The organism is Pseudomonas sp. LBUM1658 (assembly GCF_059716055.1).
Genome location: NZ_CP166798.1, coordinates 3,634,863 through 3,649,293 on the forward strand (window position 1 = coordinate 3,634,863; position 14,431 = coordinate 3,649,293).

The following is a 14,431-nucleotide window of genomic DNA, read 5'->3' on the forward strand; positions in this document are numbered from 1 at the left end:
CCGCTCCACTCCCTTGCACTAAATCACAGCGACTAGTTAAACGCCGATCCCGGTGCAAAACCCGCGCTTAGTCAACGAATAATTAAAGTTTCAGATTGTTTCGTATAACCAGTATCTCATCCTGGCTCGCCGCGTAAGCCTGGGCTTGCCCGGCATAGGAAAGAACATAAGCTTTATCTGCATCCAGCGCAGCGACTAATGTTTGCGACAGTACATGCAGGCCGTTCTGCGTGACGGTGCAGGTGGTTTCAAGCGCCGACAGTCGGCTCAATGTGGCCGCGTGGATTTTGTTGCAAACACTTTGATAACCGCCCAGAACGAAATCCTTCTGCAACGACTTGCGCATTTCCAGCAACACCCCTTGCAGATTGACCTGATGCCCGGGTTCAACTTCAGTCATGGTCAACTCCATGACCATCACCGGCGTTCCGTTCTGGTCGTTCTTTACCGCTCGCTGCCTGGACACTTTGGGCAATTTCTCCCCAGTTGCGTCATCTTGCGCCAGGACTTCGACTTCCCAACCCTCGGGCCACGTAATGACCGGATCGGCCGCCTGAACGCCGACACCTGCGAGCATCAGGCCCAGCAAGAATAATAGGGATTTTCCGGCTCGAATCATTGCAATGCGCACTCTAAGGTCGAACAACAAAGTCTGAGCCCCGAGACGTTACCAGGCAATAGCTCAGTGGTTTTGCTTTGGCACTGCCGGCACGCTTGCGTATCATTGGCCAACTGCAAGCAAGCCGGTAAATCGCCAGTCAAGGGACTGCTCGTAACTCCGAGCGCCGCTTGCCTCACTTATTCTCTGGAGGGCCCATGAGCCTGCACGAACTGAACACTTTCCCGGGCGTGACCGCCCAGCCTGATACCGCCACCCGGAAATTCGTCTTCAACCACACCATGTTGCGGGTCAAGGACATCACCCGGTCGCTGGATTTCTACACGCGCATCCTGGGTTTCTCCCTGGTGGAAAAGCGCGATTTTCCGGAAGCCGAGTTCAGCCTGTACTTCCTCGCACTGGTCGATAAGGCACAGATCCCGGCCGATGCTGCCGAACGTACCGAGTGGATGAAATCAATTCCCGGGATCCTCGAACTGACCCACAACCACGGCACCGAAAACGACACGGATTTTGCCTATCACAACGGCAATACCGACCCGCGCGGTTTCGGGCATATCTGCATTTCGGTGCCGGATATCCGTGCCGCCTGCGAGCGCTTTGAAGCCTTGGGCGTGGATTTCCAGAAACGCCTGAACGACGGCCGCATGAAAAGCCTGGCCTTCATCAAGGACCCGGACCAGTACTGGGTTGAGATCATTCAGCCGGCGGTGATGTAAATCAAGATCAAAAGATCGCAGCCTGCGGCAGCTCCTACGGGACCGAGTCGAGCGCGGCTTTTGTAGGAGCTGGCGTAGCCTGCGATCTTTTAACGGTTTCGGAGACTGCCCAAAAGCAAGATCAAAAGATCGCAGCCTGCGGCAGCTCCTACTGGCTTACGCCGGTGCGGAAGTCCGGATCAAGTGATCGAATGCGCTGAGTGAGGCCTTGGCGCCCTCGCCCACCGCAATCACGATCTGTTTGTACGGCACGGTGGTGACGTCACCCGCAGCGAACACGCCCGGCAGTGAAGTCTCGCCACGCGCATCGACGATGATCTCGCCGCGCGGCGACAGCTCGAGGATGCCTTTGAGCCAGTCGGTGTTGGGCAACAGACCGATCTGCACGAAAATCCCTTCCAGCTCGACGCTACGCAGCTCCTCTGACTGACGATCCTTGTAGCGCAGGCCGTTGACCTTCTGCCCGTCGCCAGTGACTTCAGTGGTTTGCGCACTGGTGATCACAGTGACGTTCGGCAGGCTGTGCAATTTGCGCTGCAACACCGCATCGGCGCGCAACTGCACGTCGAACTCCAGCAGGGTTACGTGGGCCACAATACCAGCGAGGTCGATGGCCGCTTCAACGCCGGAGTTACCACCGCCAATTACCGCCACTCGCTTGCCTTTGAACAGTGGACCGTCGCAGTGCGGACAGTACGCCACGCCTTTGTTGCGGTATTGCTGTTCGCCCGGGACGTTCATTTCACGCCACCGAGCACCAGTCGCGAGAATCACGGTCCTGGCTTTCAACGATGCGCCGCTGGCGAATTTGATTTCGTGCAGCTCGCCATTCTTGCCCGGCAGCAACTTGTCGGCGCGCTGCAAGTTCATGATATCGACGTCGTATTGCTTGACGTGTTCTTCCAGGGCCACGGCCAGTTTCGGCCCTTCGGTTTCCTGCACCGAGATAAAGTTCTCGATGGCCATGGTGTCCAGCACCTGTCCACCGAAACGCTCGGCAGCGACGCCAGTGCGAATGCCTTTACGGGCGGCGTAGATCGCCGCCGCAGCACCGGCCGGGCCACCGCCGACCACCAACACATCAAAGGCTTCTTTGGCGCTGATCTTTTCGGCCTGACGCTCAATGCCGCTGGTGTCGATTTTAGCGAGTATTTCTTCCAGGCCCATGCGGCCCTGGCCGAAGTTCACGCCGTTCAAGTAAACGCTTGGCACGGCCATGATCTGCCGATCGTTGACTTCGCCCTGGAACAACGCGCCGTCGATGGCGACGTGACGGATATTCGGGTTAAGCACCGCCATCAGGTTCAGTGCCTGGACCACGTCCGGGCAGTTCTGGCAGGACAGCGAGAAGTAAGTCTCGAAGTTGAACTCGCCTTTGAGCGAGCGGATCTGTTCGATCACCTCGATACTGGCTTTCGAAGGGTGGCCGCCGACTTGCAGCAAGGCCAGCACCAGCGAAGTGAATTCGTGCCCCATGGGGATGCCGGCGAAACGCAGGCTGATGTCGGCACCCGGGCGATTGATCGAGAACGATGGTTTGCGTGCATCGTCACCGTTATCGAGCAGCGTAATTTGGGTAGAAAGACTGGCTACGTCTTTGAGTAATGCGAGCATTTCCTCGGATTTCGCACCGTCGTCGAGGGAGGCAACGATCTCGATCGGCTGGGTGACCCGTTCCAGGTATGACTTCAACTGAGCTTTAAGATTGGCGTCCAACATACGGGCGATTTCCTTCTTCAATTCGTAAAAAAAAGCCCGAGCTGTCGCCTGTACGGCGAGTTCGTTAGATCAAGTTCGGATGCCGGCAGTCCAGAGCCAAGGCGCCGCGACGACTCATAGCCCGCTATGGGGAGGAGCGGCAACGCAGGATATGGGCTGCCGGCGCCGAAATTGACTAACAGAACTCGCCACACAGGCGACCAACTCGCCCGGGCGTTTTTCAGGGCGGTGCAGCTTACTTAGGTGCGGATGACCGCCCAGGAGCTTTCACAGGTTTAGATCTTGCCGACCAGGTCCAGAGACGGAGCCAGGGTGGCCTCGCCTTCTTTCCACTTGGCCGGGCAAACTTCGCCTGGGTGAGCAGCGACGTACTGGGCAGCCTTGATCTTGCGCAGCAGCTCGGAAGCGTCACGGCCTACACCACCGTCGTTCAATTCGACGATCTTGATCTGGCCTTCAGGGTTGATCACGAAGGTGCCACGGTCAGCCAGGCCGACTTCTTCAATCAGCACGTCAAAGTTGCGGGAGATGACGTGAGTCGGGTCGCCGATCATGGTGTACTGGATTTTTTCGATTGCAGCCGAAGTGTTGTGCCAGGCAGCGTGGGCGAAGTGGGTGTCGGTCGACACGCTATAAATTTCAACGCCCAATTTCTGGAACTCAGCGTAGTTGTCAGCGAGGTCTTCCAGTTCGGTCGGGCAAACGAAGGTGAAGTCGGCCGGGTAGAAAAACACCACAGACCATTTGCCTTTCAGATCGGCGTCCGACACTTCGACGAACGCGCCGTTTTTGAATGCGGTGGCTTTGAACGGTTTTACTTGGCTGTTGATGATAGGCATCGGTGACTCTCCGTCAGTGGTTGTAAAGTTGATGGGTGAATCCTACCCACTCAAACCACTGATGGCTCATTGACAAAGCTCATGCTGCCGATTGGTTTTGGCTATTAGCAGGCTCTTTTAATAGAAGAAAGATCTAAGCAACCGGTTTCTCGGCAACCCGGGTCATCCCGATAAACGGGCTGGATTCGACATAACGCATGGCGGACTTCATGTCCTTCCAGCCGACATAACTCATCAGCGACTTCAAGTCCCAACCACTGCGGTGGGCCCAGGTCGCGAAACCCCGGCGCAACGAGTGGCTGGTGTACTGCTCGGCGGGAATGCCGGCGCGCTGCAACGCCTGACGCAACAGCGGGATCACGCTATTGGCGTGCAGGCCCGTTTCACTCAAATTGCCCCAGCGATCGATCCCGCGAAACACCGGACCGCGCACCAGCGCGGCGGCGTTGATCCATTCGATGTACGCCTGGACCGGACACAAGCGCTGCAACGCCGGGGTTTGATAAGTCTTGCCCAGATTGTCACGGTCACTTTTGCTGCGCGGCAAGTACAGGGTGATGCCCGAGCCGGCAGTGGCTTGCACATGTTCGATTTGCACCCGACACAGTTCATCGCTACGAAAGCCGCGCCAAAAGCCCAGCAGGATCAGCGCGGCATCGCGCCTGGCCCGCAGCAAGGTCGGTTGATCGCCGTCGGCCGCCGCTTGCAACGCTTCCTGATCCAGCCAGGCGACCACCTGCTCCAGATGCTGCAGTTGCAAGGGTTCGGCCTGCTTTTCCTGGACCGGATGCAAAGCGCGAATACCCTTGAACACCTTGCGCACCACCGGAGCCTTGGTCGGATCGGCAAAACCCTGGCTGTTATGCCACTGCGCCAGCGCAGACAGCCGCAGCTTCAGGGTGTTGATCGACAACACCCCGGCATGGGCCACCAGATAGCGCGCCACGCTGTCGCTGGTCGCCGGCAGGAACCCGCCCCAACTGACTTCGAAGTGCTCGATCGCCGCCCGATAACTGCGCCGGGTGTTGTCGCGGGTTGCGGCGTGTAGATAACGATCCAGATCGCTCATGGGAATGTCCTTGCGGTGACCTGCGTAGGAGCTGCCGAAGGCTGCGATCTTTTGACTTTGGCGGGTAGGAGTTGCCGCAGGCTGCGATCTTTTGACTTTGGCGGGTAGGAGCTGCCGCAGGCTGCGATCTTTTGACTTTGGCGCCAGCTCAGGCAACGAGTCGCCTATTGGGAAGATCAAAAGATCGCAGCCTGCGGCAGCTCCTACAGGATTTGTGTACATCCGCGATATCACGGGTGAATTCGACCGGCGTTGTTGTGTACGGATATTAGGGCGACAAATACGTGGAAACAGCTATGACACGGGATAATACCAGTATATCCCGTACCAAGAACACAACGTTTTAACTTTATAATTCGCGTGATATAGTATGTATATACATCGTACATACCACAGTACGAAATCGACGGAGCAAACATGGCACGTGGCGGCGTAAACAAAGCGGTGGTGCAAACGGCACGTCTGGCAATCCTCGCCCGCGGCGAGCATCCAAGCATCGATGCAGTACGGATCGAGATGGGTAACACCGGCTCGAAAACCACCATCCATCGCTACCTGAAAGAGCTGGATGACGGCGAGCAGCGCCTCGCAGCTCCACAGGAACAGATCGACGACGAGTTGACGGGATTGGTAACGCGCCTGGCGCAGCGCCTCAAGGAGCAGGCCCAGGAGCCGATCGATCGCGCCGAGGCGAGATTCGAAGCGCAAAAAAAATTGATCGAGACGCAACTGGCTGAAGCCCTGAACGCCCAGGCTCAGCTCTCGCAACAGCTGGAGACTTCCAGCGTGGCGCTGGCCCACGAGACCGCCACGCTGCAGAGTACGCGCTCGATGCTGCAGACCGAGCAAACCCTCAACGCCGGACTGAACCAGGCACTGATCGACTTCGAACTGCGCTTGAAAGACAAGGATGAGCAGATTCGCTCACTGGAAGAGAAGCACCTGCACGCCCGCGATGCACTGGAGCATTACCGCAGCGCCATCAAGGAGCAGCGCGAGCAGGAACAGAGCCGTCACGAAGGACAGCTGCAGCAGATTCAAATGGAATTGCGCCAGGCGCAGCAGAGCGCGCTGGTGCGGCAAGACGAGATCACCCAGCTGCACCGCGACAATGAGCGGCTATTGACCGAGAACCGCGGCACCCTCAGAGAGCTGAGCCTGATCCAGGAACACCTCAAGCAGATCAACCATCGCCATCAACAACTGCTGGAGCACTCGAACCGGGTCGACAGTGAGCGCACCCTCCTCCAGGAACGCTTGCGTGTCGCCTTGCTGGAAAGCCAGTCACTCCAGTATGCCGTCGACGAACAGACCCGAATCAACCAGGCGCTGGAGCTTTCCCTGACAACAACCGAAGCAGCTTTGCAGGCCCTGCACCAAGCGTGCGTGGCGATCACGGAGCCGGATGCCGAACCTGGCAAAGAGGACTAGCTGGCCACCGGCGTGCGCATGGTGACGAATTCTTCGGCGGCCGTCGGATGCACGCCGATGGTTTCGTCGAAATCACGCTTGGTCGCGCCGGCCTTCAAGGCAATCGCCAGCCCCTGAACGATCTCACCGGCATCCGGCCCGACCATGTGACAACCCAGCACCTTGTCGGTCTTGGCATCGACCACCAGCTTCATCAGCGTGCGCTCCTGACACTCGGTCATTGTCAGCTTCATGGGCCGGAAGCGGCTTTCGAAGATCTGCACGCTGTAGCCTTCTTCCCTGGCCTGCTCTTCGGTCAGGCCAACCGTACCAATATTCGGCAGGCTGAACACCGCCGTCGGGATCATCCGGTAATCCACCGGACGGTAGTGCTCCGGCTTGAACAGTCGACGTGCCACGGCCATGCCTTCAGCCAGCGCGACTGGCGTCAGTTGCACACGACCAATCACATCACCAATGGCGAGGATCGATGGTTCGCTGCTTTGATACTGCTCATCGACTTCGACGAAGCCGCGCTTGTCGAGCTTCACCGCAGTGTTTTCCAGCCCCAGGTTGTCCAGCATCGGACGCCGACCCGTGGCATAGAACACGCAATCAGCTTCCAGCTGGCGACCATCCTTGAGGGTCACTTTCAAACTGCCATCGGCCTGCTTGTCGATGCGCTCGATTTCTGCGTTGAACTGCAGATTCATCCCACGCTTGGTCAGCTCTTCCTGCAAATGCGTGCGCACCGCACCATCGAAACCGCGCAGGAACAGATTGCCGCGATACAGCAGCGTGGTTTCTGCACCCAGACCATGAAAGATTCCGGCGAATTCGACCGCGATGTAACCGCCGCCGACCACCAGCACGCGCTTGGGCAACTGCTTCAGGAAGAACGCCTGATTGGAGCTGATGGCATGCTCATGACCCGGAATGTCCGGAATCTGCGGCCAGCCACCAGTGGCGATCAGAATATGTTTGGCAGTGAAACGTTCGCCATTGATTTCCACCTGATGCGGATCGACCAGCCTGGCGTGACCTTCATGCAAGGTCACGCCGCTGTTGACCAGCAGGTTACGGTAGATACCGTTCAATCGATTGATTTCGCGGTCCTTGTTGGCAATCAGCGTCGGCCAATCGAATTCGGCCTCGCCGGGCGACCAGCCGAACCCCTTGGCCTGTTCAAAGTCTTCAGCGAAATGCGCGCCGTACACCAAAAGCTTTTTTGGCACGCAACCGACGTTGACGCAGGTGCCGCCCAAATAGCGACTCTCGGCCACCGCCACTTTCGCGCCAAACCCCGCGGCAAACCGCGCAGCCCGCACCCCGCCGGAACCGGCGCCAATCACATAAAGGTCAAAATCGTAGGCCATTTCAATCTCCTCGGCAGGCCACAAGCATAACCGCTTCGGCTTTTTTGGGCAGCGCTGCAAACTATATGCGCTCGGAAAATGAAAAAGCCACCCGAAGGTGGCTTTTCAGAACAGCATGGCGAAGCGCTATCAGAAAGCCTTGCCAGTCTTGTAGAAGTGTTCGAAGCAGAAGTTGGTGGCTTCGATGTAGCCTTCAGCACCGCCGCAGTCGAAACGCGTGCCTTTGAACTTGTAGGCAATCACACAACCGTCCTGCGCCTGTTTCATCAGGGCGTCGGTGATCTGGATCTCGCCACCTTTGCCCGGCTCGGTTTCTTCGATCAACTTGAAGATGTCCGGGGTCAGGATGTAACGACCAATGATCGCCAGGTTGGACGGAGCATCTTCAGGTTTTGGCTTCTCGACCATGTTACGTACGCGGTACAGGTCATCACCGATCAAATCGCCAGCGATCACCCCGTATTTGTGGGTTTCCTGCGGGTCGACTTCCTGGATCGCCACGATGGTGCAACGGTACTGTTTGTACAGCTTGACCATCTGGGTCAGCACACCGTCGCCTTCCAGGTTGACGCACAAGTCGTCCGCCAGCACTACCGCGAACGGTTCGTCACCGATCAGTGGGCGGCCGGTCAGAATCGCGTGGCCCAGGCCTTTCATTTCAGTCTGGCGAGTGTAGGAGAACGAGCACTCGTCGAGCAGCTTGCGGATGCCGACCAGGTACTTTTCCTTGTCGGTGCCCTTGATCTGGTTTTCCAGCTCGTAGCTGATGTCGAAGTGGTCTTCCAGGGCACGCTTGCCACGACCCGTCACAATGGAAATTTCTGTCAAGCCAGCGTCCAGTGCTTCTTCTACGCCGTACTGGATCAGTGGCTTGTTTACCACCGGCAGCATTTCTTTAGGCATGGCCTTGGTCGCTGGGAGGAAGCGAGTGCCGTAACCGGCTGCTGGGAACAAGCATTTCTTGATCATATGAGTCCTTGAAAGGGCTGTACGTACGAATTTGGCGCAGTCTAATCAGGCGGCGGACACCTTTCAATGGCCGACGCGGGCTAACCGATGCCATCATAGAGAAATATTGAGACCGATAGTTCCGCAGCATCTTATATATCGAGCCCGACGTAAATCACCTTCTTTGCCCACAGACCCGGTTTTTAAAGGGATGGGGGCATGAAGGGGATTTACCCTGAAAATGGCGAGACCGCCAAATGCGCTTTTAACGGGTATTTGGCGCTATCATTGGGCCCCTTGACCCAGCCAACGAGACAGATAGATGTCGGCAGTAAAAAGCGTGAACGGTTACCTGATCAATCAGGCAAAAGATGGCCAATGGTGGGTAGACAGCGCCAGCGGCGAAAACGTCGCAGGGCCTTTCCCGTCCGAAGCCCTGGCTTGTGAAGTCGCAGAGGTACTGCAGGACCAGCCAGCACCCCCGGCCCGGCGACGCAAAGCCAAGCCCTGAGCACGATCCCACATCGAAAGGCCCTGCCATTGCGCAGGGCCTTTTGGTGTTTATCTATACGAAAATGTCCTTTCGCTATAATCTCTCGGCCTTGGCCTCACCGTACCTGCCCCTCTACTCAACACCTCGACGACGACCACCCACATGAAAAAAATTCTGTTCATCAGCGCAACACTGGTTGCTCTCGGCGGCTGTGCCACTGCTGAAAAGACTTATCTGCATAACGGCCAGCAAGGGCTGACGATTGATTGTTCCGGGGGAGCCAATTCCTGGGAAACCTGCTATGAAAAAGCCGATAGCTCATGTGCCGGCACTGGCTACGACATCATTGGCACCGATGGCACACCGTCACCCAAGCCAAGCGACAAGACCCTGGGAGCCGACGTCGGCAACTACAAGAGCCGCAGCGTCGTGGTGGTCTGCAAGTAATCGCGCCCGAGCAGACCTGGCATGGTCACATATGGATTTCCGCAAATTTTATCCCGAGTCCGCGCACGGTCTCGATCAGGTTGTCCAGGCTAGCGAAAGATTCGACTTCATCGCTGTCATCCACCAGGAAATAGCTGCGCCCCGCACTCTTCTTGAAAAACACGATCCACTCCCCCGGATCGGCCGGATTCTGAATTACATGGGTCGCCGAGATATGCCCCTCGGCATGCCGCACCCTTACCTGCTCACGCTTCATTGCTGACTCCAAAACAACTCCGACACCAGAGCGCCAGTTTCGGCGGCATCCGTGGCCAATAGCCCCTAGTTTATCGGATAGCCTGGCCTGGCGGTGCTCGACGTTGCCCGCAGCAAGTCGAACTCGCCAGCCATCCGGCAGCAATAGCAAAAGCTACAAACAAGGCGTGCCTGTAACTGTTCAGGCAGTAAAAACCGAAGACGTAGCCAGTTTGCGTGGCAATGAGCCGGAAATACATTCGTTGGCGGCCTTGCCCACATCCCCGGATCGCAGTGGCATATGGCCCATCCGCTCATACAGCTTGATGCTGCTGCCTCCGGAGCGTTCGTCGATATCAAAGATAGCGGCCGGGCCCGACGAAAGTTTCTGCGGGACAATCACCCGCACCCCCTCTTTCGCTGGCTCGATCTGCAAGGCGCCACGACTACTGGCCAGTTTATCGACCACGCACTTGGCGTAGTCCTGCGGATTTTTCCCCGAGATCACGCTCATGGTCGGCGGCGTCTGGTGGATATCCGAGACTGTCGCACAACCACTTATCGCCAAGGTCAGAACCCACACGGCTCGCTTCATAGAAAATCTCCAATAAAGACCCTCCGACAGCGCAAATGCTGTTTTTCTCCGGGGCGCGGGGATTTATCTCGCATAAAAATCCCAATATCTGTTTTTAATTGTCAAAGCCCCGCATGTCAGCCCGATAATAATCCGATCGGGCTGATAAACTGCGCCATGGCCCATGCTATCGTTTTGATTTTGTAGAAAAAGCCCTTCTGGAGGCGCCCATGAAATTTATCCACCAGCGCGAGCACCTCAACGAAGACGATATCGTCGTCATTGAATGCTCCCAGGTATGCAACATCCGGCTGATGAACGATGCCAATTTCCGCAGCTTTAAAAATGGCGGTCGTCATACGTACCACGGCGGCGCGTTTGACAAGTTCCCGGCGAAAATCACCGCACCGAGCACCGGTTTCTGGAACATCACCATCGATACGGTCAACAACCGGGCAATCAGCGTGACCCGCAAACCGACCCTGACCCACTCGATCAAGATCGTCCGCCGCTCCAGCTCGAAACTGCGCTGAAACCCGCCCCACGACTAGACAGAAACAGGAACGACCGTGACCCAGACGACCAAGTACGTGATCAAATACAAACTCAATGGCGAGCGTCGTTTCGAATTCGCTCAGCTTGAGTCCGGCACCGAGGAAGAAGCCAAGGCCGCGCTGGAGGCCCTTCATGGCCAGAGCGACGACGTCATCAGCGATGTCAATGTGAGCAAGGCGCTGTAAGCGCGCACCGGAGCAACAGGGATGTCCCGCTCCTGCAGCTTGTCCTGATCGACCACTCCCGCGCCTCCACCCGAAAATTCGACCGCAAGCGCCGGAGTGTTGGCAGCAACGCCGCTCCCTAGACTGGCAGACCTCAACCTCTGGTTCAGGAGTCAGACCATGTCCCTTGCACATACCCCCTCCACGTCCCCCCTCGCGACTGTTCGTTACACCTGCGGTCCGTCCAGCCTCGGCCTGGTACTGCTGGCGTACGCTGAGCAAGGCGTCTGCGCCTTGCTGCTCGGTGAAGACCAGGCAACACTCGAAGCCGACCTGAGCCAACGCTTCCCGGGAATGCCTCGCCCGGTACGGGACAACAGCCTGTTCCCGGAACTCGCCCGGGCAGTGCAACACCTGGAGCATCCGGAGCTGCCTTGCGATCTGCCGCTGGATCTGGCCGGCAGCGCTTTTCAACGGCGAGTCTGGCAGGCATTGCGGCAGATACCCGCAGGCGAAACCGCGAGCTACAGCGAAATCGCTCAGCGTCTCGGCCAGCCGAACGCCTTTCGCGCGGTGGCCAGGGCCTGTGCCGCCAATCCCCTGGCAGTGATAGTCCCCTGCCATCGGGTCGTGCGCCTGGACGGCGGTCTCAGTGGTTACCGCTGGGGCGTCGAACGCAAACGGGCACTGCTGGAACGTGAGGCTCGGCGATGAGCGAACAGCTGCTTGCACAACGTCTTGGAGCGCTGGACTGGGCCGCTATCGAGCAAAGCCTGGACCGTGACGGCAGCGCCATTCTCAGTGGACTTCTAAACGCCACTGACTGTGACGAGCTGAGTGCCCTGTATGAACACCAGGCGCTGTTCCGCGCCCATGTGCTGATGGCCCGCCACGGATTCGGCCGGGGCGAATACAAATACTTTCGCTACCCGCTGCCGAACCTGGTGGCGCAATTGCGCGGCGAGTTGTACCCACGACTTGTCGGGGTAGCCAACCGCTGGAATGAACAGATGAACCTGCCCGTTCGCTATCCGCTGGAACACGAGGATTTTCTCCAGCGCTGCCATGCGGCCGGACAGCAACGACCGACGCCGCTATTGCTGCAATATGGGCCGCAGGACTACAACTGCCTGCATCAGGATCTGTATGGCGAGCATGTATTCCCGTTGCAGGTGGCGATCCTGCTGTCCGCACCCGGGGAAGATTTCACCGGCGGCGAGTTCATCATCACCGAACAACGCCCACGGATGCAGTCGCGGCCGCAGGTTATCGGTCTGAACAAAGGCGATGCGGTGATTTTTGCCGTCAATCAGCGGCCGATGCAAGGCGTTCGCGGCTTCTACCGAGTCACCTTGCGCCACGGCGTGAGTCGCCTGCATTCGGGTAAACGGCATACCCTTGGAGTCATCTTTCACGATGCGCAGTGATGACATGAAACCGACAACCCTTGACCTGTTTGCCGACGCAGAGGTGCAGCAACCCGCTACAAGCCAACAGATCGGCGAACAGTCCTTCGTGCTCAGAGGCTTTGCCCTGCCCTGGCTGGATCGCTTGTTGCCGGCGCTGGAAGAGGTTCTACTGGCTGCGCCGTTTCGACAGATGATCACCCCCGGCGGCTTTACCATGTCGGTGGGCTTGAGCAGTTGCGGCACGCTCGGCTGGACGACCGACCGAACCGGCTACCGCTACACCCACACTGATCCACAAACCGCCAGGCCCTGGCCCGAGATGCCGGCGGTGTTCCTGGAACTGGCTCAGGCAGCTGCACTGGAAGCGGGATTCAGCGACTTCATGCCCGATTCCTGCCTGATCAACCGTTACGTGCCGGGAGCCAAGATGTCCTTGCACCAGGACAAGAACGAACGCGACTACAGCGCTCCGATCGTTTCGGTGTCTCTGGGGTTACCGGCGATGTTCTTGTTCGGCGGGCATGAACGCAGCGATAAAAGCCAAAGGGTACCGTTGTTTCATGGAGACATCGTAGTCTGGGGCGGCGTGGATCGCTTGCGCTATCACGGCATACTGCCGCTCAAGGACGGCCAGCACTCGCGGCTCGGCGCGCAACGGATCAACTTCACGTTCCGCACCGCTGGCTGAAAGGTCCCTGATTCGGAATTTGACCGCAAGACCCGGAGTGCCCTCGCCTCTCCTGCCCGCTAATCTGAGCTGAACCTGTAACCGAGTGGAAGACCATGACATCCGCCTGCTCAAAAACCATCACAGAGAATGATCCGCGCTGGTCAGCGGTACTGGCTCGCGATTCGCGCGCGGACGGTGAATTTGTCTATGGGGTGAAAACCACCGGCATCTATTGCCGGCCCAGCAGTCTGGCGCGTCTGCCCAAGCCGGAAAACGTGGAATTCTTCGACACCGCCGAACAGGCGCAGGCCGCCGGTTATCGCCCGAGCAAGCGCGCCGCAGCGGACCAGACCGATGTCGCGGCGCAACACGCGGCGCTGGTCGCCACAGCCTGTCGGCAGATCGAGTGCGCCGAAACCCCGCCCAGCCTGAAAGAACTGGCACAGGTGGCCGGTATGAGTAGCTTTCACTTTCATCGGGTTTTCAAAGCGCTCACCGGGCTGACCCCCAAGGGCTACGCCACAGGTCACCGCTCGCGCAAAGTCCGTGAACGGCTCGAAGGCGGCAACTCGGTGACGGACTCACTGTATGACGCCGGTTTCAATTCCAACAGTCGTTTCTACGAGTCAGCCGATAACCTGCTTGGCATGAAGCCCGGCGACTACCGAGCTGGCGGGCTGAATGCCGATATTCGCTTTGCCGTTGGCCAGTGCTCACTGGGCGCAATATTGGTTGCACAGAGCAACCGCGGAGTCTGTGCGATTCTCTTGGGCGATGATCCCGGTGCTCTGGTCCACGATCTGCAGGACAAATTTCCCCGCGCCAATCTGATTGGCGCCGACCATGACTTTGAGCAATTGATCGCCAAGGTCGTGGGCTTTATCGAAGCGCCGGCCATTGGCCTGGATCTACCCCTGGACCTGCGCGGCACGGCCTTTCAAGAACGGGTGTGGATGGCGCTGCGGGAGATTCCGCCGGGCAGCACCGCCAGCTACGCCGAAATCGCCCAACGCATCGGCGCACCAAAATCATTCCGCGCCGTCGCCCAGGCCTGCGGCGCCAACAGCCTGGCAGTGGCGATCCCTTGCCATCGGGTGGTGCGCAGCGACGGCAACCTCTCGGGCTATCGCTGGGGCGTGGAGCGCAAACGCCAATTGCTGGAGCGGGAGAGTCAGGCGTAATAAAT

17 protein-coding genes and 1 pseudogene are annotated in these 14,431 nt (G+C 58.2%); 10 read left to right on the forward strand and 8 right to left on the reverse strand.

Features of this window, described 5'->3' with window-relative positions:
- Positions 1-82 precede the first annotated feature (82 nt).
- Positions 83-577: a DUF4946 domain-containing protein gene (locus ACA064_RS16570; protein WP_497674263.1), complete on the reverse strand. Its 495-nt coding sequence runs from the start codon at positions 575-577 to the stop codon at positions 83-85.
- Positions 578-816: 239 nt separating this feature from the next.
- Here ACA064_RS16570 and gloA point away from each other — a divergent pair, with 239 nt between their 5' ends.
- Positions 817-1,338, forward strand: coding sequence for a lactoylglutathione lyase (gloA, locus tag ACA064_RS16575; protein ID WP_497669081.1), 522 nt, complete (start codon positions 817-819; stop codon positions 1,336-1,338).
- A gap of 156 nt (positions 1,339-1,494) precedes the next feature.
- On the opposite strand, the gene ahpF is transcribed toward gloA, so the two are convergent.
- The 3 genes from ahpF to ACA064_RS16590 form a co-directional block, all read right to left on the reverse strand.
- On the reverse strand, positions 1,495-3,057 hold the full coding sequence (gene ahpF / locus ACA064_RS16580; RefSeq protein ID WP_497669082.1) for an alkyl hydroperoxide reductase subunit F: 1,563 nt from the start codon (positions 3,055-3,057) through the stop codon (positions 1,495-1,497).
- Between the two features lie 275 nt (positions 3,058-3,332).
- Positions 3,333-3,896: an alkyl hydroperoxide reductase subunit C gene (gene ahpC / locus ACA064_RS16585; protein ID WP_150645558.1), complete on the reverse strand. Its 564-nt coding sequence runs from the start codon at positions 3,894-3,896 to the stop codon at positions 3,333-3,335.
- A 133-nt stretch (positions 3,897-4,029) separates the two neighbouring features.
- Positions 4,030-4,965, reverse strand: a complete 936-nt coding sequence (locus tag ACA064_RS16590; RefSeq protein WP_497669083.1) for a site-specific integrase — start codon at positions 4,963-4,965, stop codon at positions 4,030-4,032.
- A 417-nt stretch (positions 4,966-5,382) separates the two neighbouring features.
- Between ACA064_RS16590 and ACA064_RS16595 the strand changes: the two genes are divergently transcribed.
- Positions 5,383-6,396: a DNA-binding protein gene (locus ACA064_RS16595; protein WP_497669084.1), complete on the forward strand. Its 1,014-nt coding sequence runs from the start codon at positions 5,383-5,385 to the stop codon at positions 6,394-6,396.
- On the opposite strand, the gene gorA is transcribed toward ACA064_RS16595, so the two are convergent.
- Positions 6,393-7,751, reverse strand: a complete 1,359-nt coding sequence (gorA, locus tag ACA064_RS16600) for a glutathione-disulfide reductase (RefSeq protein ID WP_497669085.1) — start codon at positions 7,749-7,751, stop codon at positions 6,393-6,395. The genes ACA064_RS16595 and gorA overlap by 4 nt on opposite strands.
- A 129-nt stretch (positions 7,752-7,880) precedes the next feature.
- A complete protein-coding gene (gene galU, locus ACA064_RS16605) occupies positions 7,881-8,720 on the reverse strand; it encodes a UTP--glucose-1-phosphate uridylyltransferase GalU (protein ID WP_150644633.1) in 840 nt (279 codons plus the stop codon).
- 301 nt (positions 8,721-9,021) lie between these two features.
- Here galU and ACA064_RS16610 point away from each other — a divergent pair, with 301 nt between their 5' ends.
- Together ACA064_RS16610 and ACA064_RS16615 are read left to right on the forward strand one after the other, a co-directional pair.
- On the forward strand, positions 9,022-9,210 hold the full coding sequence (locus ACA064_RS16610; RefSeq protein ID WP_497669086.1) for a hypothetical protein: 189 nt from the start codon (positions 9,022-9,024) through the stop codon (positions 9,208-9,210).
- Between the two features lie 144 nt (positions 9,211-9,354).
- A complete protein-coding gene (locus ACA064_RS16615) occupies positions 9,355-9,639 on the forward strand; it encodes a hypothetical protein (RefSeq protein ID WP_497669087.1) in 285 nt (94 codons plus the stop codon).
- A 25-nt stretch (positions 9,640-9,664) separates the two neighbouring features.
- Here ACA064_RS16615 and ACA064_RS16620 read toward each other — a convergent pair whose 3' ends face one another.
- Together ACA064_RS16620 and ACA064_RS16625 are read right to left on the reverse strand one after the other, a co-directional pair.
- A complete protein-coding gene (locus ACA064_RS16620) occupies positions 9,665-9,895 on the reverse strand; it encodes a hypothetical protein (RefSeq protein ID WP_497669088.1) in 231 nt (76 codons plus the stop codon).
- 180 nt (positions 9,896-10,075) lie between these two features.
- Positions 10,076-10,468 (reverse strand): hypothetical protein, encoded by a 393-nt coding sequence (locus ACA064_RS16625; protein ID WP_497669089.1) that lies wholly within the window; start codon positions 10,466-10,468, stop codon positions 10,076-10,078.
- Positions 10,469-10,677: 209 nt separating this feature from the next.
- On the opposite strand from ACA064_RS16625, the gene ACA064_RS16630 reads away from it, so the two are divergent.
- The 6 genes and pseudogenes from ACA064_RS16630 (at position 10,678) to ada (ending at position 14,426) form a co-directional block, all read left to right on the forward strand.
- A complete protein-coding gene (locus ACA064_RS16630) occupies positions 10,678-10,980 on the forward strand; it encodes a DUF1883 domain-containing protein (RefSeq protein WP_497669090.1) in 303 nt (100 codons plus the stop codon).
- A 36-nt stretch (positions 10,981-11,016) separates the two neighbouring features.
- The gene (locus ACA064_RS16635; RefSeq protein ID WP_497669091.1) at positions 11,017-11,187 is read left to right on the forward strand and encodes a hypothetical protein; all 171 of its coding nucleotides are present in this window, start codon (positions 11,017-11,019) and stop codon (positions 11,185-11,187) included.
- A gap of 411 nt (positions 11,188-11,598) precedes the next feature.
- A pseudogene (locus tag ACA064_RS16640) lies at positions 11,599-11,880 on the forward strand (methylated-DNA--[protein]-cysteine S-methyltransferase); the annotation flags it as partial.
- A complete protein-coding gene (locus ACA064_RS16645; protein WP_497669092.1) occupies positions 11,877-12,593 on the forward strand; it encodes a 2OG-Fe(II) oxygenase in 717 nt (238 codons plus the stop codon). The pseudogene ACA064_RS16640 and the gene ACA064_RS16645, both read left to right, overlap by 4 nt.
- Entirely contained in the window at positions 12,583-13,263 is a 681-nt protein-coding gene (alkB, locus tag ACA064_RS16650) for a DNA oxidative demethylase AlkB (protein WP_497669093.1), read from the forward strand. The genes ACA064_RS16645 and alkB overlap by 11 nt, the downstream gene beginning before the upstream one ends.
- Before the next feature lie 95 nt (positions 13,264-13,358).
- Complete coding sequence (gene ada, locus ACA064_RS16655; protein WP_497669094.1) at positions 13,359-14,426, forward strand: bifunctional DNA-binding transcriptional regulator/O6-methylguanine-DNA methyltransferase Ada; 1,068 nt, start codon at positions 13,359-13,361, stop codon at positions 14,424-14,426.
- Positions 14,427-14,431: the final 5 nt, after the last annotated feature.